This is a genomic window from Acinetobacter amyesii, assembly GCF_002018365.1.
GTDB classification, from domain to species: domain Bacteria; phylum Pseudomonadota; class Gammaproteobacteria; order Pseudomonadales; family Moraxellaceae; genus Acinetobacter; species Acinetobacter amyesii.
Map to the genome: position 1 here is coordinate 1 of NZ_MVKX01000002.1, position 22,938 is coordinate 22,938.

Below are 22,938 nucleotides of genomic sequence, written 5' to 3' on the forward strand. Positions count from 1 at the left end.
ATCTCTTAATGATCTTCTTGTTGGTTCGTCACCAGCAAGCTAGGTCGGCTATATTACTCTTTATTTCTAAAGAGTCAACCGGTAATTCAAATTATTTTAAACTTCCTTTCTAAAACCCAACTTAATCAATTCAACCAAGTTATTGTTTTATCAGAAGTTTTAATCTTCATCACCGCCGATGGATGTGCATTCTACAGCATTTCTGATCCAACGCAACACCCTTTTTCATTTATTTTTAATTTTTCATTACGTTTGTTTGTTTATTCTACTAAATTAGCGTTTTTTACTATTTTTTGAGCATAAAAGGGACAATATTTCCATATTTATCCGTTAATTTATCTTTTTCATTCTTTTCTTGCCATTTTAAAGCTCGACAATCGACATATTCACAGTATCCACCTTCCCCACACTCGATTTCGTCGTTGATTTTGATTTGATAGGTAAAGCTTCCTGCATAGCCTGCGCCGAGTCCAAATTTAAAATCCCCACGGCTCTGCGCTTGTACATGTATTTTCAGTTTGTCATTTTGGTAAATCCATTCAAATTCACGTGGCAAATACATTTTTTGCAAATTTGGGGTTTTAACCACAGGATAAACGCGCATGACTTTAAAGAACACGGCTTGGTCTGCCATGAACACTTGCTGCTGATTTAAATCTCTTAGATATAAACGTGAACTCAAAATATTGTTATAGCGGTCTCGCGTTTGCATAAAGATGATTTGACGCTGTCGGCTAAGGTTGATTACCTGATGGGTATAAAACGCTAAAGGTAAATATGGAAACTTGCGTATTTGTGCATAAGACAAAACAGCCAACTGATTTACATCATACATCTGGCCCTGAAATTTGATTTGACCTTCACATTGGCACATCACTGACCAATATTCAGCAAGACCTAATCTTAATTTAATTAAACAAGAGGAAATATCGGTAGTTTGCACGGACAAATCTAAACTGAGTTCAGTATCTGCTCGATGGATTTGAAATACCGCTCCATCCCAACCGATCTGCTCTATATCTCTAAATTTAAAGACGGTTTCACTCAGACTACAGTCATCTTTAATGGAATAGGATTGTAACTGCCCAACCATATGACCACTCACACTGGTCATTACTGTGGCAGTATTGAGTTCGTCTTGTTGAATGGACGCAGGATTTTGAAAAGCAGGAATCTGAGGCTGCCCGAGCCAACTCATAAAGTTAAGATAATGTAAGGGCGCAGGAAGATTCGGTAGACAAAGTCCATAATGGACTGAAGGATAAGGCGTATTCGGCGCATGTAGATTTATTTTTTTATGTTGTAAATCTGGAGCTTGATTCAGTCGTCTTGATTGATCCAAGAAATCTTGAAATATCTGCATATCAAGCTCCTTTTCATTTTTTATTTCATGCTTTAACTCATGCTTCTGCCTTTTTTGCCATTAAGGTTGTGACAAAACCAGACAATGCATAAATCACTGAAATAATTAAAATACCCATTGGAATATTATACGTTACAGCAGCTAAAACAAAGACGATTATTGGTAACACCGCAAATGGAACACGGCGACGATCCACCGTTTTAAATGAATAGTATTTCACATTTGAGATCATCAATAGCCCCACTGCAATAATTACTACCGCATTAAAAATCTGAATACCTGTTTCGCGTAAGTCAAAGACCGCAGGGATATCCATGCCTACCCATACCAATGAAATAATCATAACGGCTGCGAGTGGACTTGCAACACCAATAAAGTAACGTTTATCGACGACCCCGATTTGTACGTTAAAACGTGCCAAACGGAAGGCTGCACATGCGGTGTAAACAAAACATGCTGCCAGGCCAATACGGCCTAAGTCATTTAGACTCCAGCTATACATTAAAATGGCAGGTGCAACACCAAATGCTAGCAAGTCCGACAACGAGTCAAACTGTTCACCAAATGGACTTTGCGCGCCGATAGCACGTGCGACACGCCCATCCAAACCATCAAATAATGCCGCAAGGAAAATAGCATAAATGGCTTGTTGAAACTCACCATTCATACTGGCAATAATTGAATAAAAGCCGGATAACAACGCTGCAGTTGTAATCAAGTTTGGCCACAGATAGATCCCACGACGTTTCACTTTATGCCCTTCATGGGTGTGCTCCTCTTCTTCAACTTCAAATGTAATGCCATCAAATGCATTTTCATCCTTTGAAGAAATTTCCCGCTCAGGTTTATTTGTATTTGTCATTGTTCGATCCTAACTGTGACCTTTCTTTTTCAAGTTTAAAATTATTCGCCAACCAACCAACGTACGGCTGCATGACCACCATTTTCATTCATACGAAGATGTGGGAACAACCATTGTAATGCTTCGTCCGCATCTTCAGAGAATTTCCAAGGTGGATTAATCACCAATAAACCACAACCATTTAGACCGACTGGAGTGTCATCTGGCCATACGCAAATTTCGCAAACCAACTGACGACGAATGCCAGTTTTGTACATTTTCTTTTCAAAACGTTCAATCATCGCGCGGTCTTTAATTGGATACCATACCGCAAAAACGCCTGTCGGCCATTTTTTATAAGCAGCCACCAACAATTCTACAAGCTGTGGAAAATCTTTACGTTCTAATTCGTAAGGCGGGTCAATCATGACCAAACCACGTTTTTCTTTTGGTGGAATTACACCCAGTAAACCTTCGTAAGCATCACGCTCATGCAAGCCTGCACGTTTATCAAAAATATTGTGGCGCAATTGTTGGAATACATCACGCTGCATTTCAAAAATCGTGGCTTTATCAGTTTCACGCATGCCTTCAAGTGCAAACCATGGAGAGCCTGGATAAGCGCCTTTACCAAAGTTTTCACGCATTTTTTCAACAACTTTTAAATATTGTTGAACACCTTCAGGCGCATTACGTTTAATCGAATCATCGAGCTTAACTAAACGATGAATACCATTTAAAAACTCACCAGATTTCTGTGCTTCAGAGGTCGAAAGATCATATTTACCTGCACCACCATGTGTATCTACATAGCGATAAGGTTTATCTTTTGCATTCAGTCGACTTAATAACTGAAGCAGCAAAACGTGCTTCATCACGTCGGCAAAGTTGCCTGCATGGAAATGGTGACGGTAATTCATGTTTCTTTAATTCCTGATATCAACGGACATTTTAGCATGAAAAATAGTTTCATTCCGATGCTATTCTTGCTCTAGAATACGTCACCTTTTTTTCCACAACTTTATGGATCGTATATGGAAACAGCCTTTCTCCCAAAGTCTTGGCCCGTTGATCAAATCCTCGATGATTTAGATCAACACGGGTTTAGCATTATTGATGACGCTTATCCTGCTGAATATATACATGCACTTGTTGAAGAATGTATGTCAAATTTAAATAAATTTAGGGATGCAGCCGTACAAAATGGGGTCATCAGTAAAATTAGAAGTGATCATATTTTATGGATTAACGACACCTTAGATGTCGCACAAGAACACGTTCAAGCCTTAGAACATTTATCAGAACAATTTAATCGCGCATTTTTTTCTGGCATTCACGAAGTCGAAGCACATTTTGCCTGTTATAACGCAGGTGAGTTTTATGCTCTGCACAAAGATAATCCTCAAGGTAAAAATGGACGTGTCATTTCAGCGGTTTATTATTTGCATGAACATTGGCAAGCCGACTGGGGCGGTGAATTGCGCTTACAAGATAAGAATGATGTTTGGCATATTTTAGAACCTAAACCGAATCGCATTGCTTTATTCCAAAGTGACCTGTTACACGAGGTACTCGAAGCAAAACATCAACGTTTATCGATTACGGCTTGGCTACGTAATGACAACGCGATGTGGTAATTCGAGATTCATCCTTTAAATCCCTTAAATTATCCTCATATATGAGTCATTCATAGATGAGGATGTACCCGATGCGTCAAAACAGTCATAAAATCATTCAGCGTATTGGCGAAACTGATCAATTATTCCTACAAGGCAACAGCCCTGAACTTGCCCTTGAGCGTGCTGACTTACGCCTGCAATTGGTTGGCTTAAGCAAGAACCATCAAGAACAAGTATATTTTCTGCAAGAGGCCATTGTTCTACTTGAGCAAAGCCGGATTGAATTTGAAGAAATGCCGATTGAGCTATACATCGATTTATCTGTGCATTTAGCCAAAGCCTATATGGTATTTTTTGAAATCACCCAAGAGCAGCGCTATGCCCTGATTACCCAACAAATTATGAAACCGATGTCCAAAGCTGAACATGGCGACATCTACTTCTACTTGGCCTATGCCTCTGCGGTAAAACAGGAACCTGCATTAACCCGTCATTGGTTAAATAAATACTGTAAATCTCAAGAATTCAAACTGACCACATTGCTTGAGCATCCTGCATTTAATCCTTATCGCCAAGAAGATTGGTTTGCAGAATTACGTCAAAGTAAACTGCACTAAATAAAAAAACACCTCCGAAGAGGTGTTTTTTTATTTGCGGAGAAATGAAATCTATGCCGGCTGCAGCTTATATGCATCCATATGCAACTGTTGATTCAGCTCATCAATCCAAATAGCCCAATCATCATCTTGCACTAAATGACTGATTAGAAAATCACGCTGCGCTTTATTCCAAAACGGCGCATCATGTAAATTTTCACTTGCAGCAAGCTGATGCGTACGTACGTATAACTCGATCGCAGCTGGACTGCTGGCTAACCCCAATTGAGAAAATAATAAAGCTAAGGATGGTTTATTTTGATTGAGCATCTCGCCCTCCTTATCAACTAATCTGTCATTTATTATTTAATTAACTTATATGATGGAGATAAAAAAACCTAGCGTTAAAACTAGGTTTGTTGTTTCAAATTGTATTTAGATTTTGCATGATCCGGAAAGCTTATGTTCTGTATGCAATTGTTCATTTAAAATATCCACCACCATGGCCCAGTCATCATCTTTTTTCCAATGACTGATAATGAAGTCACGCTGTGACTTCGTCCAAAATGGCGCTTCATGCAATGGAACATCCATGGTGATTTGATGCGTTTCGATAAATTGATCGATGCCTTCCGGACTTGCATCCAGCCCCAATTGTTCAAAAAATAGTTCCAACGTCGGTTGTTGATCAAACATTGCCGTTCTCCTCAAGCCAATAACATTTCTCCCATCTTTATAATTATCTGTTTATTTGACTTTGTCAGTTGCAACAGCATCTCAACGTGTTATTTTTTGTTCAAAATTTAAGCGTGGTATTTTTCGCAGGCCATAAAAAAAGCACCCCAAATGGAGTGCTTTTTTATAATTTAATTTAAAAAATTAAATTATTTAACCATGTCAGCAACTGCTGCACGTTCTTCTTCAAGCTCGTTTAGAGTGAAGTTGATACGTTCACGGCTGAATTCGTCGATTTCAAGACCTTGAACGATTTTGTATTCGCCGTTTTCAGTTGTTACAGGGAAACCGAACATTACGCCTTCAGGAATACCATAAGAACCGTCAGAAGGAATACCCATAGTTACCCATTTGCCGTTTGTGCCAAGAGCCCAATCGCGCATATGGTCGATTGCAGCGTTTGCAGCAGAAGCAGCAGAAGAAAGACCACGCGCTTCGATGATCGCAGCACCACGTTTACCAACAGTTGGAAGGAATACGTCTTTGTTCCAAGCAGCATCGTTGATTTTGTCTTTTAAGCTTTCGCCGTTTACATTTGCAAAACGGTAGTCAGCATACATTGTTGGAGAGTGGTTACCCCAAACTGTCATGTTTTCGATATCAGAAACTGCAACACCCGCTTTTTGAGCAAGTTGAGTTAACGCACGGTTGTGGTCAAGACGTAACATTGCTGTGAAGTTTTTCGCTGGAAGATCTGGAGCAGATTTCATTGCGATGTAAGCGTTAGTGTTTGCAGGGTTACCAACAACAAGAACTTTAACGTCACGGCTAGCAACTTCGTTAAGTGCTTGGCCTTGACCGATGAAGATTTCACCGTTTACTTTAAGAAGGTCAGCACGTTCCATACCAGGACCACGTGGACGTGAACCTACAAGAAGAGCGTAGTCAGCATCTTTGAATGCAACTTTAGGATCATCAGTACCGATCATACCTTCTAAAAGAGGGAATGCGCAGTCATCAAGTTCCATCATTACGCCTTTAAGCGCTTGTTGAGCTTTCTCAACTGGAATTTCTAATAATTGAAGGATAACTGGTTGGTCTTTACCCAACATTTCACCGCTTGCGATACGGAATAATAAGCTATAACCGATTTGACCAGCTGCGCCAGTAACGGCAACACGAACTGCTTGCTTCATGTAATTATCTCCAATTGAGGAAGGTCATAATGATTAAATAGCTGTTCTATCTAATCTTAATAATCATAAACGGCAAAGATTGTACTCCAATCTTTTGACGCTTGCATGTAAAAGAGAATGCTTTTCAACAAAAGTATGATAGGAAATATAAATAAAATGCCGAAAAAAGCTTAGAAAGAACCTTTAATTATGAAAGTTGCAGGACAATTTCCAACGATAGTCGTAGGGCAACTTTTGTACTGACCATTGTTTTTATAGCAAATTTTAATCTCAGTCAGTAGGCTACCACCACGGGTTTGCATACAGTTAAATTCAATACTTTGAGATACCAATCCGCTGTTCATACGCAACATTTTATTACGCAAGACATTGGCTTGAATGGATTGGGTTTCTTGGCTAGTCAATTCATCTGGAATTTTTAGCTTATCTGCATGATTAATAATGGTTCTGAAATACTGGCTGGCATTCATAGGAACACAGCCACCGGTATTGTGCCAAAGCGCCACGCGAGCATTTTCATCAGGCATAATCCGTGCAACCACTTTGGCTTGCAGCGGAGAAAGTTTAGCGGAACTATTGGTGGTGCAATCACGGGTAGAAGTTTCTGGATATAGACCCGTGATATTGAGTGAATACCCTTCCAGACATTTACGCTTTTTACTTTTTAATGGGTCATAAGCACAAACAGCAGGCACCATTTGCACATCCATCACATAGCCATTGACCACGGGTGCTGCCGAAAGCACAGACATACCAAAGCATGCACCACTGCCGATGAGCAGTGATGTCAGTATTCGATAAGCAGGTCTAATGTCCATGTTCGGCATTCATTATTTACCCATATTGCACCTAAAAACAGGCGCGTCTTGCTTTAAGGTTTATTGCGCATTCCGTAATGGAATCATTTGCATTCGTTTTTCAATCGATTGCGGCCCTTGACCTAATAAAAGGCCGTAATGGGTTGCATTGGTCATCACATGTTTTACATAGTCTCGAGTTTCCGTTAATGGAATCGATTCCGTATATTGATCTGCTGCAATCGCCTGATATTCAGGCTGCCAGCGTCGAGCACGATTTGGACCCGCATTGTAACCTGCGGTCGCTAATACTGGACTATTACTCAATTGACGTTGAATCATCGATAAATAGAAAGTGCCATAACGAATATTGGTATTCATATCCGTTAATGCAGCGGGGTTATAACTCTCCCCCATCTGACGAGCCACCAATTTTGCGGTGTCTGGCATAATTTGCATTAAACCACCGGCACCGACATGTGAACGTGCGCTAGTGACAAACCGACTTTCTTGACGCATCAAACCATAAGCCCATGCAGGGTCAATGCCGGCATTACGACTATGACTCACCACATAATTTTGATGCGGCATGGCATAACGTAAAGCATAATTATGCTGTTTGGTGGTTCGATCTGCTGCATAAATCGCCCGATCATACCAGCCCATATCGGTTGCACGTTTAGCTGCGGCAAGAATCATGCCATCATCATGCTTTAAATAGGCTTGACGCACCGCCCAGTTCCATTCACGGTTAATATAGCTGTCAGATGCATTAATATTGCGCAATGCAAAGGCACGACTGAAGTGAATATCCTGACTGAGGCGTTGTGCATCTTGTGACGAAGGCTGCACATTTGACGGAATATTGTTATAAGACTGACCAATTTTGTCACGTGCTAACAAATTATGGTAATCATCACCAACGGCGAGCTTACGATAAATGTCTTGCGCCGCACGTTTTGATGAAGCATCGCCGCGTTGTTCAGAAGCACGTGCTAACCAATATTGCCAACGGTCTTCTTGCTTTTGCGAAACGCCCATCGCATCAATTGCACGAATGACACTTTCCCATGCGCCAAAACGAATGGCTTGTCGCGCATAAATTTCAGCTTCTTCTGCGCTAAAAGGCAGTCCATAACTTAAATCAAGATAATTTAGAACTTCACGGTTGAAATTGTTTTTCATTACCGTTGTACCACCGATATACCCGACACTACGGTATAGGGCTTTTTGTACATCGGCTGGTGTGCCTTCTGCTGCACGTTTCACCGAAGAAATCGCGCCATTTAAGTCGCTATCGGCCAAGCGACCCATCGCATAAATCAGATATGCATGATCTTCAGCTGTGGCTTTGGGTGCAGACCATAAATAATTCAGTGGATTGGCTTGAATGGTGTTGAGTTGCGATAAATTAATATTCACGCCAATGGTTTGCGCTGTCGCAATTGCTTGCCCTGACTGACCCGCTCTTAACTGCCCCCACATCCGTTGATGGCGGTCATCTTGAGTCATTAAAGGACTCGACAGCATCATACGGCCCAAGCCTGTACACGAATCAGGTTGTGAGTTTGTGGTCAACCATACATCTTTAAATTCTGCATAAACCAGTGGATCGCCCGACTTGGCACGGACTTGAGCCATGGCACAGGTTTCTGCACGGTCAGCATTAGTCACATATTGCAAGACAGGCTGTGCTGTAGCGAAATCGGCTTGTTTGACTTTTTCTTCGACATAATCTGCGGCTAATTTTTCTGCCATTGCCGAGTTTGGATAGCGCTGTGCAAAATTGGTAATCGCACTTGCAGGCTGTGAAGCCAAATTGTTATTGAGCAACCAATATTCTGGGTAATAACCCAAAACGTCATTTTGCATGGATGTTTGGTATTGTTGTAACAAACCTATATTGCCTGCATTCGCCGCACGTAAAGCATCGTTAAACTGCTCATCTGCCGCCTGAGCAAACGCAGAAATTCCGGAGAGCCCCACACTCAAAGCAAGTAATTTAGCGTAATTTTTCTGTTTAAAATTATGTTTTAACATCCACTTGCCTTCTTTCATGTCATTCCGCCCGGTTACAACACATCGAACTTTATTTAGGAATTAGTTTAATAATTCTAAACTCTGCATTGTGTTCTGTTATGTAACCTTATGATTAGCCAATATTAATTTTCAAACATTTTTACTTCATAAATCAATATGGCAGAGTTGTAATTTTAGGCTGTAAGTTTCTAGTGAATTACTGCTAAAATATTGCCCATTCTTAAAATCCCCTTTTTTGACCTCCGCAGCTGCACAATTCAACTGATTGAATTGTCTGTCAGCCACGTATGGTTATTGATTTTCATAAAATTCCTTTAGGAGCCTACATGACGGTTCAAACCTTCATCCCCAATAGTGCCCAAGCTGCCCCAGATAACACTGTTACCCAGCCACAGCACACCCCAGCTCAAGATGGAGCAGTGAAAAAACTGTACATCGAAACGCAAGGGTGTCAGATGAATGAGTATGACAGTCAACGTATGGGCGACCTTTTAGGTGATTCTCACGGCTATGTGCTAACGAACGATCCAAAAGAAGCGGATATTCTCCTGATGAATACCTGCTCTATTCGTGAAAAAGCACAAGAAAAAGTATTTTCTGAGTTAGGTCGTTGGCGCAAGCTGAAAGAAAAAAATCCAGACTTGGTGATTGGTGTTGGTGGTTGTGTTGCTTCTCAGGAAGGTGACAACATTCAAAAACGCGCACCGTATGTTGATATGGTCTTTGGTCCACAAACCTTGCACCGTTTACCGCAAATGTTGGATCAGCATACTGAGCAAGTGGTCAAACCGAAAAAAGAAAAAATTCAGTTGGTGGATATTTCATTCCCTGATATTGAAAAATTCGACTTTTTACCTGAACCACGTGTAGAAGGTTTTAAAGCGTTTGTTTCTATCATGGAAGGCTGTTCTAAATACTGTTCATTCTGCGTGGTTCCCTATACCCGTGGTGAAGAAGTTTCTCGCCCACTCGATGACGTATTGGCTGAAATTGCCACTTTAGCTGAAAAAGGCGTACGTGAAATTTCATTACTCGGCCAAAACGTGAATGGCTACCGTGGTGAAACTTTTGAAGGTAAAATCTGTACCTTTGCAGACTTATTACGTTTAGTTGCTGAGATTCCGGGGATTGGCCGTATTCGTTACACCACATCACACCCGCTTGAATTTAACGATGACTTGATTCAATGCTACCGTGACTTACCGCAAATGGTTTCTCACTTGCATCTACCGGTTCAAAGTGGTTCAAACGACGTACTACAAGCCATGAAGCGCAACCACACGATTGATGTTTATATCGATAAAATTGCCAAATTACGTCAAGTTCGCCCTGATATGCATTTATCGAGCGACTTTATTATTGGCTTCCCAGGTGAAACTGACCAGAACTTCGAAGAAACGTATCAATTTATCCAAGATATGGACTTCGATCATTCATACAGTTTCATCTACTCAAAACGTCCGGGTACTCCTGCTTCAGAACTTGAAGACACCACCCCTGAAGATGTGAAAAAAGAACGTCTTGCCAAAGTTCAACAATGGATTAAGCAATCGAGTATTGAGAAAACTGATGCCATGCTGGGCACCATTCAACGTGTCTTGGTTGAGTCTGTTTCAGACAAAGATCCGAACTTGCTGATTGGTACTGCTGACAATACTCGTTTGGTCAGCTTCATTGGCGATCCTGCATGGGTTGGGCGTTTTGCAGAGATTGAAGTGACCGATATTAAAACTTTGAAGTTTGTTTATGGTGAACTCTTGAATCTTGAGCCTGACGTGGCGTAATGTAAGCTTAATCGTCAGACCAATTTAAAGGAATTCTCTTGACTGCAGCGATTCGACGTACTGTAACTTTTGCTGGTATTCCACTTGACCGTTTACAAAGCATGCTCGGTGCCTATAACGGTCATCTCAAACAAATTGAACAACGTTTAGATGTCAAAATTTCTCATCGCGCAGATGCTTTTTTTGTCGATGGGGAAATCGATGCGGTTGAGAGAGCTGAAAGTCTCCTTCACCGTCTTTATGAAGAGTCCGAAACCAATCCTCAGATTAGTGCGGACATCTTACACATGATGATTCAAGGCAGTCAGACCGACCGCGAAATTCAGGAAGACTTTTCTGAAAATGAGCACACCGGTTTAGAGAATGTTTATCTACAAACCCGTAAAGGTCGGATCAACCCACGTGGTGCCAATCAAAAACGCTACGTGCAACGTATTTTACAAAGTGATATTTCTTTCGGGATTGGACCAGCAGGTACAGGTAAAACCTATCTCGCGGTCGCCGCTGCTGTAGACATGTTAGAACGCAACGAAATTCAACGCATTTTATTGGTTCGCCCTGCGGTTGAAGCCGGTGAAAAACTGGGTTTTTTACCCGGTGACCTCAGCCAAAAAATCGACCCTTACTTACGTCCGCTATACGACGCTTTGTATGAAATGCTCGGTTTTGAAAAAGTCGCCAAACTGATAGAACGTCAAGTGATTGAAGTAGCTCCTCTGGCCTACATGCGTGGTCGTACCTTAAATCATTCTTTTGTGATTTTAGATGAAGCACAGAACACCACCCCTGAACAAATGAAAATGTTCCTCACCCGTTTAGGTTTTGGCTCTCGTGCGGTAATCACCGGCGATATTACACAGGTCGATTTACCTCGTGGTCAACAATCCGGTTTGGCACATGCCTTACGTGTGATTGAAAAAATCAAAGAAATTCATATTACTCGCTTCCACTCTCGTGACGTGGTACGTCATCAATTGGTTCAAAAAATTGTTGAAGCCTATGAGGGATGGGACAGCGAACAACATCGCCTCACAGCTGAACAACGTGCAGAACGTAAAGCACGTCAGGAAGCCTTGGTGGCGGACAATGATGCTAAAGCTGATGGGCAGCATCAAGACGAAAACATTTAAGGATTCATTTTGAAACTTAATCTCTCCTTGCAGCAAAATTTTCAGTCACCTGAATTGGTGGTGAAACGTGCGCATATCAAAAAAGTCGTGGAAACGGCTTTACGTCATATCGATACACAAAGTGATTGTGAGATCGGTATTGCATGTGTGGACAATGACGAAAGCCACAAATTGAACTTGGAATATCGTGGTAAAGACAAACCGACTAATGTGTTGTCTTTTCCAAGCGATCTCCCCGATGAAATGGCAGCAGTTTTAGACTCATTTCCGATTGGCGACTTGGTGATTTGTATTCCTGTGGTTCTTCGTGAAGCACAAGAACAAAGCAAAGCACCCCTGACCCACTTTACACATATGTTGGTACACGGCACGTTGCACCTCATGGGCTATGACCATGAAACCTCTGATGAAGATGCTGAAGAAATGGAAGCTTTGGAGATCGAGATTTTAGCCAAATTGGGGTTGGATAACCCTTATCTGGAAAGAGATTAAGAACCCAAAAAGCGAGCTACGGCTCGCTTTTTTTTCGTCATAAAAACCAAGGAAGGAAAGATATGCAATATGTCGTGATTTTTAAAGCACGCATTCGTACGCTTGATGAGCTGTATTTTTCGACTGCACAGCAGCTTAGAGACAAAGCCTTGACACACTTTAACTGTCAACATTTTGAAGCGCTGACAGAGGGTGAGCATGAAATCGCCCTTTCCTACTGGAATACATTAGAAGACATTCGAGCTTGGCAACAAGATGCACAACATCTGGTCGCGCAGCAATTGGGGAAAAACCAATGGTATGCGAGTTTTAGCGTCGAAATCTGCGAAGTTTTGCGACGCTATCACAACTGAATTTTAACGCACTTCAAACTCTGCTTCTGCAGGATCGAAGCGCCAAGTACGTACAATACGAAGTTCTGAGATGTCTTTCATTTTGGCATCAAACAAACCAAAAGGTGCCGCCTTACGCACAGAGGTTTTTGCTGCTTCATCCAATAAGCTTGAACCTGAACTTTCGATCAAACGAATGGCACGAATCCCGCCATTACTGTTCAAAATAACCATTAAGCGTACTTCACCGCGGAGCTGCTGCTGTTTTGCCGCTTCAGGATAATAACGGTTGCCATAAAACTCGACTTTTTCGCGGAATTTTTCCATATAGGCCGCAGAAACATCTTGCTTGGCTTGAATACCATCAATGGTTTTAATTTTTTGCTGACGGCTAAAGTTTTGCTGACGTTGTAAATATTGAGCTTCGATACTCGCCACCATCGCAGCCTTGGCCTGAAACTGACTATTCAACTCCTCAACGGCTTTTTTGCGACTGTTTTCTTCCGCTTGTTTTTGCCAACTCAAAGTTGTCATCAACACTTTGTCTTCAAAGCTGAGTTCTTTCTTTTGTTGCAGTTGTTCTAAAGCTTCGCTTTTTTGCTCACCGGCTTTTTGTTCGATCATCGGTGCAGGCATGTCACTCGACATCCTATGCGACTCACGGAATGTTCCCGAGCCTTGCTGATCGGCTTGCGCTAAAAAGTCTGCATGTTCAATTTTTTCCGTCGTAGGACGTAAAGAAACTGCAATTTCTTTGGTGTTATAGTCAGCCTCTTGGGGCATGGTAAATTGCATGGTTAAAAATGCCAAATGCAACACAGCAGCAAACGCCAACGCAGTTGCAAATATAGGATCTTTCCACCACTCTTTCATCAAGGGCATGAACGTTATTTTTTTCAGCATCTCATTAAACCGACAATTTGCCGCATTCCCCAAACTGCTTAAAACAGTATAAAATAAAACTCGTATTCATTTTTTGATGAAAACGAGAAATCCATCAACACATCGATAATGCACAATTAAAATCATGAAAATGGTGCAATTTATTTTGCTAAACTGCAAGATCAAAACCTTGTGTTTTTATAGAAATCGACAAGATACACATCGTCAAAAAACATAATTTGTCAGGATGCACTTCTTATGCAAACGCTAGTTTCCAATATCGCTAAACGTATACGTCAAGTGTACCAAAAAGCTGAAGGATTTATTGAAGATGAGCGTGAATTCCCAATGTCTCAAGTGTTTTTAAATGCGACGTTTCAGCGCTTTGTGACCGATAATGTGAAAATGCTCAAAGACTTGCATGCTGACCTTCATGACGACTGGCTCAGACTGTATGCCACACTCGATTATAATGGACTCCTTATTACACTTTCCGTGGACCTTAAATTGGTGCAAATGGAGCTGAATAAAAATACCCAATTGATCGTGTTTGAACAAATCAGTGATACTCAAGTCATTGAAGCCAAATATCCAAATGTGTTTTATAAAGTCGGTGTTCGTGTGGCTTTATGGTTCTACCAAAAAGTCCTCGATAAAGATCCATTAGGCATGATCTTGGAAAAGCTCAATGTGATCAAAGTTAAAGATGATTTGCTATATCTTGATCTCAATCGTTGGCTGGGCAAAAGCCGCTCGATTATTGATACCTTAAGTAAAGTTCATGTGAACCATGCCGTTTTACGTGAGGCCGAATTGGTGGTGATTGGTAATGTTAATTTAACCGCATTGTTCACCAAGATGTCGCAAGAGCGAATTGAAGACTGGGATGACTCAGACTTACAAGAAGACCAAGTAACACCTATCAAGCAAAAGGAAAGTTAAAGTTTTCCTTGCTTTAGCAAACTCGGCGCTATAAATCGCTACACAACATATACATTTAGCTGGATTTTTTGACTTCATTCTCCACAATCCAGCACCATAATAATCCTAACGGGTGAAATCACTTTCACCTTTTTTATATTGAATAGGAAAACCATACTCATGGCACATTCAGTTTTGAAAAATTTAGGTCTTGTTGCTGGGGTATCGACTACACTGCTTTTGACTGGTTTCTCAAGTCAGTCATTTGCTATGAGCCCCTTCCAAGCCAACTACCAATTTAACTACAACGGCAAAAACTTGGGTTCTGCAACACGCACCCTAAAACAATCTGGGAATAACTGGACTTATGTTTTCGCAGCAAAAGCTGGTGCGATGGCATCCGCGACTGAAACCAGTCGTTTTAGTTTAAATGGCAGCCAAATTCACTCGAACAGCTTTAGCCGTAGCAGCAAAATTTTGGTGCACAACAACACCATGAATATTAATTTTAATGCTGGTGCAAAAACCATTAACACCAAAAAAGACGATAAAGCTCGTTCATTTGCGTGGAAGTCTGGTGTGTTAGATGAACTCAATGCTGAATTGCAAATTCGTGAAGATTTAAAAAATGGTGGTTTGAAATCGAATTACTACATTGCCGATGCCAAAGAGGTTGAAGGTCGTAAGTTCGTGAAACAAGGCACTGAAAAAGTGAAAACCACTTACGGCACTTTTGATACCGTGAAAGTTGTGATGCGCCATGACAAACCAGGCCGTCAAACGACCTTCTGGTTAGCACCAAAACTGGATTACCTCCCTGTCAAAGTTTCTCACCAAGACAATAAAACCTCTTACGGTTTATTGTTAACGGGCTATAAAGGTGCAACAAATTAATTGATTTGATCAATTTCGCTTGCATTTTTCACGGTGCTTTTTAAAATACGCTTTTGCTTTAAAAAGCACCTGCCCCCTCGAGGATTCTCCCGTGCACGCTCTGGAACAGAAAATCTTAGCTGAAGGTATCGTTCTCTCTGAAGAAGTTCTGAAAGTCGATTCTTTCCTGAACCACCAAATTGACCCTGTGATGATGCAGCAAATTGGTCAAGAATTTGCCCGTCTTTTTAAAGATGCTGGCATCACAAAAATCATTACGATTGAAGCATCAGGTATTGCACCTGCAGTAATGGCTGGTCTTGAACTTGGTGTTCCTGTGATTTTTGCACGTAAATATCAATCTTTGACCTTAAAAGATGATTTGTATCGCTCAAAAGTGTTTTCTTTTACTAAACAAACTGAAAGCACTATCGCGATTTCTAAAAAGCACATCAATGCTGAAGATAAAGTTTTAGTGATTGATGACTTCTTGGCCAATGGTCAAGCGGCTTTAGGTCTTGCAGATCTTATTCATCAAGCAAGTGCTGAAGTATTGGGTATCGGTATCGTGATTGAAAAATCATTCCAACCTGGTCGTGATATTTTGCTTGAAAAAGGCTATCGCGTTGAATCATTGGCACGTGTGAAATCACTGGCGAATGGTACAGTTGAATTTGTTCGTGACTAAGTTTGCGTTCAAAAGGAAAAAGAACACATCAGGTGTTCTTTTTTTTGCTAAAAATTTGCGATTAAGGTGACATAGAGCGCACTTTTTGGCGCCTTGGTTACAAGCAGACAAAACATCTGTGCGCAAAAATCGATAAAATTCAGGAAAATCGTTGCATTTGATCGAATGGGTCAACTACTCATCTGTCAAATTACTTTATGCTGCACCATAAATTCGGCCACTTTATTTTTTTAAGGCTACGGAAAGTTATGAATACAGAAGATCAAAACATGGAACCGACAGTTAAATGTCCAAAATGTGGATCAACCCATATTGAAAAGCGTAACCATGAACAAAACTTACAAAAAATTGGTGGGGTCTTACTCAGTGGTGCAGGAACTGCTGCAGGGACTGTTGGTGGTGCGGCATCTGGCGCATCTATTGGTGCTGCGATTGGTGGTGTGACTGCAGGCCCACTTGGCGTGATTATGGGCGGAACCATCGGGACTTTTGTCGGTGCGATTAGCGTCGGTATCACTGGCGGTTTTCTAGGACACCGTTTTGGTAAAAAAGCCGGCGTGATCGTCGATCAAAATATTTTTCTCGACTACCAATGTTTAGACTGCAAACAGCGCTTTGAAGTTGAGCAACAGCCTGAAGACGCTGCAAAGACTTCGGATCAAGACTAAATTCAATGTAAAAAAGAGCGCTTCAGCGCTCTTTTTAATGGGTTATTGTTTTTCTAGCATGGTTTTCTAGCCTATTGAAATGCTATTTGAAACCATGGGTAATAGATTATTTTGAAGCATCAGTTAAAGATTTTGATTCTGCTTTGACTTGATCTTGTTTCGCCAAAAATTCTTTTTCTTCGGCTTTTTTCTCTTGCGGGAAATCCATACTGTATAAAACTGGCATTGCCGTAGACAAGGAAGATGCAGCTAATGCGGAACACAGGAAAATCATTCGAAAATTAATAATAGACATCACACACCCCAAAGAAGAAATTTAAATACAAATCATGTAATCAAAAAATAAAAATAACGCGCCTAAAGAGACAGCAATTATCGACTCAAGGCCATCACTGAGCAGGCTGTATTTAAAAACTTTCAATATGTTATTGATATCACTTATTTTTGGTATTTTAAGAATAGTTCGACAGATTTATTTTTATATTTTGGGGCGCAAATACAACATCGTAAATAAAAAGAAATCACACGTAAAAAAGCAAGAAAAGTGCAATATTTAAGCCTTTTCTTGCCCGTTCGCTACAAAGTTTGCTTTATTGCCTTTATCAAGCACGTTTAAATCAACTTTTTGACCACTTCGCCTAGGCGTTTACCCTGCTCTTCACATAAGTTTCGCTCATCTTGACTCAATGACTGATCATGGCGCGGACCACTGACATGGCTTGCACCATAGGGCGTACCACCCGTTTTAGTATTCGATAATGCAGGATGGGCATTAGTTAAACCCATAACCATCATTCCATGATGAAACAAAGGCGGCAACATGGTCAGCAAAGTACTTTCCTGTCCGCCATGCATTGAACCTGAACTGGTAAACACACACGCTGGTTTGCCATGCAATGCGCCATTGAGCCAAAGCGCTGTGGTTTGATCCCAGAAATATTTCATTTCCGACGCCATATTACCAAAGCGTGTCGGTGAACCAAGGGCTAAACCTGAACAATGGGCTAAGTCATCTAAGCTACAGTAAATATCGCCTTCGGCAGGAATACTGGGCTGCACTTCGGTCACCACGGTGGATAAATTTGGAACGGTACGTATTTTTACCGCCATCCCAGAAGCTTCAATTCCATTGGCAATCAAATGTGCCATCTCACGTGTTGAACCATATTTGCTGTAATACAGCACCAGTACATAAGCTTGCGTCATTTTTATAAATTCAATGAAAAAAGAAAACTATACGGTATTTTTCCTATTTTTTGGTTAAGCTAAGTGATGAAAATTGCATAAACATGACTAAAATAACTCGAGACTTGAAAGCATGATCGAAGCATTTTTAAAAAAACTTCCCTTTTACGACAAGAAATGGTTTCAGTTTGTTTTATTTGTCATTCGACGTTTTGAAGCCGATCGCTGCCGTGAACAAGCAGGATCATTGACCTATACCACCTTGTTTGCAGTGGTCCCCATGTTGACCGTATTTTTGGTCATCATCTCATCGATCAATGCCTTAGAGCCTGCTCGTCAACAACTTCAACAATTGATTTATAGTAATTTTCTACCGAAAACAACGATTGCTTTCGATAAAGCACTGAATGCCTTCACCGATAAATCCAGTAACCTGACTGTGATTGGTGTGCTGTTTTTATTCATTACCACAGTCATGATGCTGACCAGTATTGAGACGGTATTTAACCGCATTTGGCGGGTGCGTGAGACACGTGGCGGCATTATTGGCTTTATGCGCTATTGGACCATTATTTCATTAGGCCCGATCTTACTGGGTAGCGCATTTGTTGTGTCATCCACCTTGGCCTCTATGAATGTCCTCAGCAATAATTTTGCCGGCTATGAACTGGATGGAGCTTTTCTGCTGTGGATCCTGTCTTTTTCATTGACCATTTTAGGTTTTTTCATTCTGTATTGGACGATTCCCAACCGTAGTGTGCCGATCAAGGCAGCGCTGATCGCGGGTGTCTTTAGTGCCGTGGTATTTGAATTACTCAAAAACCTCTTTGGTTTTGTCATGTCCAATTTCACCAGTTATCAAATCGTTTACGGTGCTTTTGCTGCGGTGCCAATTTTCCTACTTTGGATATTCCTTTCATGGAATATCGTGCTGATTGGGGTAGAAATTAGTTATGCACTGACCGCCTTTAATTCTGGTAAAGACCAAAAGCGCCATCCTGTGATTATGTTGATGGATTTGCTGGAATTATTTTATAAAAAGCAAAAACTCGGTCAGAGCGTGACAGAAAAAGAAGCGCTTGAGGTTTTAGGGCGTGATGAAATCGGTCGCCTGCCGAGCTATATTTTATTATTTGAAAAGCAACACCTGATTAAACGTACTGACGATGATCATTATGTTTTGGTTCGTAATTTAACCCAAGTGGATTTCTGGAGTTTTTACAGTAAACTTCCTTACCCACTCCCTAAACGCCAAGACCTAGGTCGCGTCGATCCAAATGATGTCTGGATGGAAAAAATAGGGCCGCAACTGGTCGAATCGGATGATTATCTTGCGGCCAAACTCTCGATTCCGCTTGCGACTATTTTTGAAGAAAAATAAGCGTAAATAAAAAAAGGAGAGCCGTAGCTCTCCTTTTTTTATTTATACATGATATTAGATCGCTGTGCGCTGATGTTCCATCAATTTAGCTAACCATCGATGCAAGGTTACCGTCATCACTCCGACCATTACTAAGGCCGTCCCCAAGATAAAATTCAGTTCAATCGTTTCGTTTAAGATCAATACGCCAAAGACCAGACCAAAGATTGGGGTGAGGAATGAAAAAACGCCCAGGCCATTGGCCAGATATTTACTTAACAGCCAAAACCACAGCATCAGACTGAAAAATGAAATAATGAGCACATGAAAAATCATGCTACTGATGGACAATACGGTCCAATGCACGGTCATTTGTCCTGTCAGCCATGCTACGGGTAATAAAAACACGCAACCACCGACTAGCTGATAAAACAAGGTCTGAGTCGGAGGTGCGTCTGACAGTTTGGTGAGTCTTAATGAAATGGTGGTCAAGGCCCACATCACCCCTGCAAGTAATGCCATCGCATCGCCCAACAGGGCTTGAGTGTTGACTGTAGTGCTACTTTCACGTCCCATAAACGACAGGACAATACCTGAAAAGGCAATAAAAATACCGACCCATTGGATCACTGTGAGTTTTTCTTCAGGCAACTTCCAATGTAAACCTAGTGCCACGAATATCGGTGCGGTATAGAGCAAGACAACCGTATGTGATGCAGAGGTATAGCGCAGGGATTCTGCCACTAAAATAAATTCGGCTGAAAATAAAAACGCCAACCAGATACCCGGCAGCAAGTATTCGCGTGTATATAAATGTGTTCCCGGCTTGAGACGAATCAGTGGAAAGACCAACAGCACAGCCAAACCCGATCGGATGGCAATTTGCATGATCGGCGCAATATCAACCGCGGCCAATTTCAAAATGACCTGTTGAATCCCTAAAATCATGCACAAAATAATCATCAAACCAGAAGCTTTTGCATCTAGCGCCTTACGCTGTTCCACACTATTTACTCGACAATACGATAAGCAACACTATAGAACTGTCAGAAATAAAATATATACTTCAAAATAGACAAGTGATCTTCTTATTCAGGCAAAATTTCTCATGCGTCATAAAGCTCGTGTAGATCATACGCAGTTCCAGCAACTTCCCACCAACGATGAAATTCAAGCAGCGCTGTGGATCAGTTTTCGTGACGATCCGGCACTGTCTGTTTATCCCGTTCATGGGCATGCTTGGGGCGAGTTTGTCTATGCCTTTAATGGCGTAATGGAAGTGAACATCAATCAGATAGACTATATTACTCCACCGCCTTATGGCATCTGGCTTCCCCCACATTTAGAACATAGTGGTTTAAATCGTACCGCGGTTTCACATGGAACCTTATATGTACATGAATCTCTATGCACCTACTTACCGAAACAACCGGGGATTTTACTCAGCTCCCCCTTAGTCACCGCGATCTTCAGCCATTTGCGTCTGTTGCACCAACAAGCCGACCTCATGGAAAATACGGCCGAATATCAACGCTTACTCCATGTGATTTTAGATCAACTGCATCAAGCTAAACTGGTCAGTAGCTATTTACCGCATTCGGAACACCCTGCCCTCAAACAACTGCTTGATTATTTACATCAACATCCTGCAGATCAGAGCGCGCTTGAGCAATTGGCACAGCGGATAAACATGACGGAACGTACTTTAGCGCGTTATTGTCAAAAAGAACTTGGGATGTCCCTGCATGAATGGCGACAACGCCTCAAAGTCATGAAAGCCATGTCGATGCTCAACGCAGGTCAAACGGTCGAAAATATTGCTTTAGAACTTGGATATGCCAATGCCTCGGCGTTTATAAATATGTTTAAAAAATGGATGCTTTGCACCCCAGATCAGTTTAGAAAATCTGCCTTAAAGCCCTAAATTTGTTTAAATTTAGCTATAAGGGTCTCTATAAAGTGATTCAACAATCCGCTAAGATCAAAAAATCCACGAAGAATGATAAAGACTCCATTTCGAATGAATAAAAAAACCATTTTAGCGCTGTGTTTATCTGCCGTATTTTTAACGGCTTGTAGTTCCAAAGAACAGCGTGAATTTAAATCTGCACTCAAAACCGCTCAAACGGGTGATGCGACTGCGCAAATGAAAGTGGGTGATTTATACCTCAGTGGAACGGGCACAGAACAAAATATCGAACAAAGTGTACATTGGTACAAAGCTGCTGCGGATCAAGGCACTACGGACGCATTCGCATGGTTGATGACACAAGCCTATCAAGGCAACCCGCATGCAGATCAAGTGATTCGAAAGATGCAGCAAGATGGCAATATTTTCCTTGCACACTGGGTGCTAGACCTTGCAAAAAAGACCCATGATCCTGCTGCTGAATATACTGTTGGTTGGATGTACGACACGGGAAAAGGCTTAATTCAAGATAAGCACCAAGCGCAAATTTGGTATGAAAAAGCCGCCAAACAAAAGAACGTCGAAGCGATCAAAGTCTTAGGAAATCAACACTATTTTTCTAAACATCCTTCGTCTACACCCGACAAAGCAGCTGAATATTTAAGCTTTGCTGCAGAACAAGGGCAAGATGCTGACGCGGCGATGAAAATGGCACATTATTATCATTATGATATTCGAGATGGTGAAAAAGCGCGACAATGGTATGCCAAAGCAGGTGCATTGGGAGACACCGACTCACAGCATATGGCCGACACCTATGAAACATGGAAAGACACTGGTCCTTTACAACCAAATGAGCCACCGCCATCAAGTAGCACTGAATAAATCAATCAAAAAAAGGCTGCATTAAGCAGCCTTTTTTGTATTTCGTTCACAGTTTATTTGACAAAAGTTGTCCAGATATAGTCCTGATTTTTTCCTTTTAGGGTCATTTTCAACTGCTCACCTGACTGTAGTGCCGCGACACCTGCAGGCGTACCCGTCATGACCACATCACCCGCTTCAAGACTAAACACTTGGCTAATATCTGCCAACAAAGTACCCACATCAAAAATCAGCAATGCAGTATCACCGTTCTGGCGCAGTTCATCATTGACATGCAAGGTGTAATGCACATCTTTCCAATCTTGAACCACCTCTTGAACATCGACCCAATCCGCAAGGATGCAAGAACCATCATAAGCTTTGGCACGCTCCCAAGGCTGACCTTTTTTCTTTAAGTCATCTTGTAGATCACGCAAAGTCAGATCTAGGCCCAAAGTCACAGCTCCAACTGCTTCTAAGGCTTTGAGAGGATCAGTTTCAGCCGATAAAGGACGATCAATACGTAAACTTAATTCGCATTCATAGTGGCAACTGCCCCATACAGGATTCCATGAGATGCCTTGCTCTAATGCGGTTAATGCACTTGGCGGCTTCATAAAAAGCACAGGACGGTCAGGAATTGCATTGCCTAATTCTTTGGCATGATCTGCATAACTACGACCGACGCAAACAATTTTAGATGGACGTGACTGCATACTACTC

Annotated in this window: 26 protein-coding genes; 13 read left to right on the top strand and 13 right to left on the bottom strand. The window is 41.5% G+C overall.

Going from position 1 to position 22,938, the window contains the following annotated elements; all coding sequences use genetic code 11:
- Window positions 1–286: 286 nt before the first annotated feature.
- From B1202_RS03540 to B1202_RS03550, 3 genes are read right to left on the bottom strand one after another with little or no spacing between them, the layout of a single operon-like run.
- The gene (locus B1202_RS03540) at window positions 287–1,363 is read right to left on the bottom strand and encodes a DUF6670 family protein (RefSeq protein WP_078189230.1); all 1,077 of its coding nucleotides are present in this window, start codon (window positions 1,361–1,363) and stop codon (window positions 287–289) included.
- Between the two features lie 37 nt (window positions 1,364–1,400).
- The gene (gene pssA / locus B1202_RS03545; protein ID WP_078189231.1) at window positions 1,401–2,225 is read right to left on the bottom strand and encodes a CDP-diacylglycerol--serine O-phosphatidyltransferase; all 825 of its coding nucleotides are present in this window, start codon (window positions 2,223–2,225) and stop codon (window positions 1,401–1,403) included.
- 41 nt (window positions 2,226–2,266) lie between these two features.
- A complete protein-coding gene (locus B1202_RS03550) occupies window positions 2,267–3,124 on the bottom strand; it encodes a 23S rRNA (adenine(2030)-N(6))-methyltransferase RlmJ (RefSeq protein ID WP_078189232.1) in 858 nt (285 codons plus the stop codon).
- A 114-nt stretch (window positions 3,125–3,238) separates the two neighbouring features.
- Here B1202_RS03550 and B1202_RS03555 point away from each other — a divergent pair, with 114 nt between their 5' ends.
- Together B1202_RS03555 and B1202_RS03560 are read left to right on the top strand one after the other, a co-directional pair.
- Window positions 3,239–3,841 carry a 2OG-Fe(II) oxygenase gene (locus B1202_RS03555; protein WP_078189233.1) on the top strand — a complete coding sequence of 201 codons (603 nt, stop codon included), beginning with the start codon at window positions 3,239–3,241 and terminating at the stop codon, window positions 3,839–3,841.
- 71 nt (window positions 3,842–3,912) lie between these two features.
- Window positions 3,913–4,440 carry a hypothetical protein gene (locus tag B1202_RS03560; protein WP_078189538.1) on the top strand — a complete coding sequence of 176 codons (528 nt, stop codon included), beginning with the start codon at window positions 3,913–3,915 and terminating at the stop codon, window positions 4,438–4,440.
- 51 nt (window positions 4,441–4,491) lie between these two features.
- Here B1202_RS03560 and B1202_RS03565 read toward each other — a convergent pair whose 3' ends face one another.
- The 5 genes from B1202_RS03565 to B1202_RS03585 all read right to left on the bottom strand — a co-directional run bounded on the left by B1202_RS03565 (window position 4,492) and on the right by B1202_RS03585 (window position 9,145).
- Window positions 4,492–4,749, bottom strand: a complete 258-nt coding sequence (locus tag B1202_RS03565) for a DUF2789 family protein (RefSeq protein ID WP_078189234.1) — start codon at window positions 4,747–4,749, stop codon at window positions 4,492–4,494.
- A gap of 105 nt (window positions 4,750–4,854) precedes the next feature.
- Window positions 4,855–5,115 (bottom strand): DUF2789 family protein, encoded by a 261-nt coding sequence (locus B1202_RS03570; protein ID WP_078189235.1) that lies wholly within the window; start codon window positions 5,113–5,115, stop codon window positions 4,855–4,857.
- Between the two features lie 188 nt (window positions 5,116–5,303).
- Window positions 5,304–6,290, bottom strand: coding sequence for a malate dehydrogenase (locus B1202_RS03575; RefSeq protein ID WP_078189236.1), 987 nt, complete (start codon window positions 6,288–6,290; stop codon window positions 5,304–5,306).
- A gap of 170 nt (window positions 6,291–6,460) precedes the next feature.
- Window positions 6,461–7,042 carry a ribonuclease I gene (locus B1202_RS03580; RefSeq protein WP_171262588.1) on the bottom strand — a complete coding sequence of 194 codons (582 nt, stop codon included), beginning with the start codon at window positions 7,040–7,042 and terminating at the stop codon, window positions 6,461–6,463.
- A gap of 126 nt (window positions 7,043–7,168) precedes the next feature.
- Window positions 7,169–9,145 carry a lytic transglycosylase domain-containing protein gene (locus tag B1202_RS03585; protein WP_078189238.1) on the bottom strand — a complete coding sequence of 659 codons (1,977 nt, stop codon included), beginning with the start codon at window positions 9,143–9,145 and terminating at the stop codon, window positions 7,169–7,171.
- Window positions 9,146–9,453: 308 nt separating this feature from the next.
- Here B1202_RS03585 and miaB point away from each other — a divergent pair, with 308 nt between their 5' ends.
- From miaB to B1202_RS03605, 4 genes are all read left to right on the top strand, one after another.
- On the top strand, window positions 9,454–10,911 hold the full coding sequence (gene miaB / locus B1202_RS03590) for a tRNA (N6-isopentenyl adenosine(37)-C2)-methylthiotransferase MiaB (protein ID WP_078189239.1): 1,458 nt from the start codon (window positions 9,454–9,456) through the stop codon (window positions 10,909–10,911).
- Between the two features lie 38 nt (window positions 10,912–10,949).
- Entirely contained in the window at window positions 10,950–12,041 is a 1,092-nt protein-coding gene (locus tag B1202_RS03595) for a PhoH family protein (protein WP_078189240.1), read from the top strand.
- Between the two features lie 9 nt (window positions 12,042–12,050).
- Window positions 12,051–12,533 carry an rRNA maturation RNase YbeY gene (gene ybeY, locus B1202_RS03600; protein WP_078189241.1) on the top strand — a complete coding sequence of 161 codons (483 nt, stop codon included), beginning with the start codon at window positions 12,051–12,053 and terminating at the stop codon, window positions 12,531–12,533.
- Between the two features lie 62 nt (window positions 12,534–12,595).
- The gene (locus B1202_RS03605) at window positions 12,596–12,886 is read left to right on the top strand and encodes an antibiotic biosynthesis monooxygenase family protein (protein ID WP_078189242.1); all 291 of its coding nucleotides are present in this window, start codon (window positions 12,596–12,598) and stop codon (window positions 12,884–12,886) included.
- A gap of 3 nt (window positions 12,887–12,889) precedes the next feature.
- Here B1202_RS03605 and B1202_RS03610 read toward each other — a convergent pair whose 3' ends face one another.
- On the bottom strand, window positions 12,890–13,747 hold the full coding sequence (locus B1202_RS03610) for an energy transducer TonB (RefSeq protein ID WP_213033255.1): 858 nt from the start codon (window positions 13,745–13,747) through the stop codon (window positions 12,890–12,892).
- Between the two features lie 258 nt (window positions 13,748–14,005).
- Between B1202_RS03610 and B1202_RS03615 the strand changes: the two genes are divergently transcribed.
- The 4 genes from B1202_RS03615 to B1202_RS03630 all read left to right on the top strand — a co-directional run bounded on the left by B1202_RS03615 (window position 14,006) and on the right by B1202_RS03630 (window position 16,897).
- Window positions 14,006–14,689 carry a hypothetical protein gene (locus tag B1202_RS03615; RefSeq protein WP_078189244.1) on the top strand — a complete coding sequence of 228 codons (684 nt, stop codon included), beginning with the start codon at window positions 14,006–14,008 and terminating at the stop codon, window positions 14,687–14,689.
- A 159-nt stretch (window positions 14,690–14,848) separates the two neighbouring features.
- On the top strand, window positions 14,849–15,562 hold the full coding sequence (locus tag B1202_RS03620; RefSeq protein ID WP_078189245.1) for a DUF3108 domain-containing protein: 714 nt from the start codon (window positions 14,849–14,851) through the stop codon (window positions 15,560–15,562).
- A gap of 91 nt (window positions 15,563–15,653) precedes the next feature.
- Window positions 15,654–16,229, top strand: coding sequence for a xanthine phosphoribosyltransferase (locus B1202_RS03625; RefSeq protein ID WP_078189246.1), 576 nt, complete (start codon window positions 15,654–15,656; stop codon window positions 16,227–16,229).
- A gap of 269 nt (window positions 16,230–16,498) precedes the next feature.
- Entirely contained in the window at window positions 16,499–16,897 is a 399-nt protein-coding gene (locus B1202_RS03630; RefSeq protein ID WP_143221573.1) for a hypothetical protein, read from the top strand.
- A gap of 106 nt (window positions 16,898–17,003) precedes the next feature.
- Here B1202_RS03630 and B1202_RS03635 read toward each other — a convergent pair whose 3' ends face one another.
- Window positions 17,004–17,192, bottom strand: a complete 189-nt coding sequence (locus tag B1202_RS03635) for a hypothetical protein (RefSeq protein ID WP_078189248.1) — start codon at window positions 17,190–17,192, stop codon at window positions 17,004–17,006.
- Window positions 17,193–17,509: 317 nt separating this feature from the next.
- Entirely contained in the window at window positions 17,510–18,103 is a 594-nt protein-coding gene (gene wrbA / locus B1202_RS03640) for an NAD(P)H:quinone oxidoreductase (RefSeq protein WP_078189249.1), read from the bottom strand.
- Between the two features lie 112 nt (window positions 18,104–18,215).
- Between wrbA and B1202_RS03645 the strand changes: the two genes are divergently transcribed.
- On the top strand, window positions 18,216–19,463 hold the full coding sequence (locus tag B1202_RS03645) for a YihY family inner membrane protein (RefSeq protein ID WP_078189250.1): 1,248 nt from the start codon (window positions 18,216–18,218) through the stop codon (window positions 19,461–19,463).
- Between the two features lie 54 nt (window positions 19,464–19,517).
- Here B1202_RS03645 and B1202_RS03650 read toward each other — a convergent pair whose 3' ends face one another.
- Window positions 19,518–20,447, bottom strand: coding sequence for a DMT family transporter (locus B1202_RS03650; RefSeq protein WP_228145128.1), 930 nt, complete (start codon window positions 20,445–20,447; stop codon window positions 19,518–19,520).
- Between the two features lie 103 nt (window positions 20,448–20,550).
- Between B1202_RS03650 and B1202_RS03655 the strand changes: the two genes are divergently transcribed.
- Together B1202_RS03655 and B1202_RS03660 are read left to right on the top strand one after the other, a co-directional pair.
- Window positions 20,551–21,366: an AraC family transcriptional regulator gene (locus B1202_RS03655; RefSeq protein ID WP_078189251.1), complete on the top strand. Its 816-nt coding sequence runs from the start codon at window positions 20,551–20,553 to the stop codon at window positions 21,364–21,366.
- A gap of 96 nt (window positions 21,367–21,462) precedes the next feature.
- Complete coding sequence (locus B1202_RS03660) at window positions 21,463–22,236, top strand: tetratricopeptide repeat protein (protein WP_171262582.1); 774 nt, start codon at window positions 21,463–21,465, stop codon at window positions 22,234–22,236.
- Between the two features lie 53 nt (window positions 22,237–22,289).
- On the opposite strand, the gene B1202_RS03665 is transcribed toward B1202_RS03660, so the two are convergent.
- Window positions 22,290–22,931 carry a fumarylacetoacetate hydrolase family protein gene (locus B1202_RS03665; RefSeq protein WP_078189253.1) on the bottom strand — a complete coding sequence of 214 codons (642 nt, stop codon included), beginning with the start codon at window positions 22,929–22,931 and terminating at the stop codon, window positions 22,290–22,292.
- Window positions 22,932–22,938 lie beyond the last annotated feature (7 nt).

Coding starts and splice junctions, on each gene's coding strand:
- B1202_RS03540 (WP_078189230.1), bottom strand. CDS start 1,363: ATGCAGATATTTCAAGATTTCTTGGATCAATCAAGACGACTGAATCAA.
- B1202_RS03570 (WP_078189235.1), bottom strand. CDS start 5,115: ATGTTTGATCAACAACCGACGTTGGAACTATTTTTTGAACAATTGGGG.
- B1202_RS03580 (WP_171262588.1), bottom strand. CDS start 7,042: ATGTCTGTGCTTTCGGCAGCACCCGTGGTCAATGGCTATGTGATGGAT.
- B1202_RS03555 (WP_078189233.1), top strand. CDS start 3,239: ATGGAAACAGCCTTTCTCCCAAAGTCTTGGCCCGTTGATCAAATCCTC.
- B1202_RS03550 (WP_078189232.1), bottom strand. CDS start 3,124: ATGAATTACCGTCACCATTTCCATGCAGGCAACTTTGCCGACGTGATG.
- B1202_RS03585 (WP_078189238.1), bottom strand. CDS start 9,145: ATGAAAGAAGGCAAGTGGATGTTAAAACATAATTTTAAACAGAAAAAT.
- B1202_RS03635 (WP_078189248.1), bottom strand. CDS start 17,192: ATGTCTATTATTAATTTTCGAATGATTTTCCTGTGTTCCGCATTAGCT.
- B1202_RS03645 (WP_078189250.1), top strand. CDS start 18,216: ATGATCGAAGCATTTTTAAAAAAACTTCCCTTTTACGACAAGAAATGG.
- B1202_RS03630 (WP_143221573.1), top strand. CDS start 16,499: ATGGAACCGACAGTTAAATGTCCAAAATGTGGATCAACCCATATTGAA.
- miaB (WP_078189239.1), top strand. CDS start 9,454: ATGACGGTTCAAACCTTCATCCCCAATAGTGCCCAAGCTGCCCCAGAT.
- B1202_RS03665 (WP_078189253.1), bottom strand. CDS start 22,931: ATGCAGTCACGTCCATCTAAAATTGTTTGCGTCGGTCGTAGTTATGCA.
- B1202_RS03610 (WP_213033255.1), bottom strand. CDS start 13,747: ATGCCCTTGATGAAAGAGTGGTGGAAAGATCCTATATTTGCAACTGCG.
- B1202_RS03605 (WP_078189242.1), top strand. CDS start 12,596: ATGCAATATGTCGTGATTTTTAAAGCACGCATTCGTACGCTTGATGAG.
- wrbA (WP_078189249.1), bottom strand. CDS start 18,103: ATGACGCAAGCTTATGTACTGGTGCTGTATTACAGCAAATATGGTTCA.
- B1202_RS03575 (WP_078189236.1), bottom strand. CDS start 6,290: ATGAAGCAAGCAGTTCGTGTTGCCGTTACTGGCGCAGCTGGTCAAATC.
- B1202_RS03660 (WP_171262582.1), top strand. CDS start 21,463: ATGAATAAAAAAACCATTTTAGCGCTGTGTTTATCTGCCGTATTTTTA.
- B1202_RS03655 (WP_078189251.1), top strand. CDS start 20,551: ATGCGTCATAAAGCTCGTGTAGATCATACGCAGTTCCAGCAACTTCCC.
- pssA (WP_078189231.1), bottom strand. CDS start 2,225: ATGACAAATACAAATAAACCTGAGCGGGAAATTTCTTCAAAGGATGAA.
- B1202_RS03565 (WP_078189234.1), bottom strand. CDS start 4,749: ATGCTCAATCAAAATAAACCATCCTTAGCTTTATTATTTTCTCAATTG.
- B1202_RS03560 (WP_078189538.1), top strand. CDS start 3,913: ATGCGTCAAAACAGTCATAAAATCATTCAGCGTATTGGCGAAACTGAT.
- B1202_RS03620 (WP_078189245.1), top strand. CDS start 14,849: ATGGCACATTCAGTTTTGAAAAATTTAGGTCTTGTTGCTGGGGTATCG.
- B1202_RS03615 (WP_078189244.1), top strand. CDS start 14,006: ATGCAAACGCTAGTTTCCAATATCGCTAAACGTATACGTCAAGTGTAC.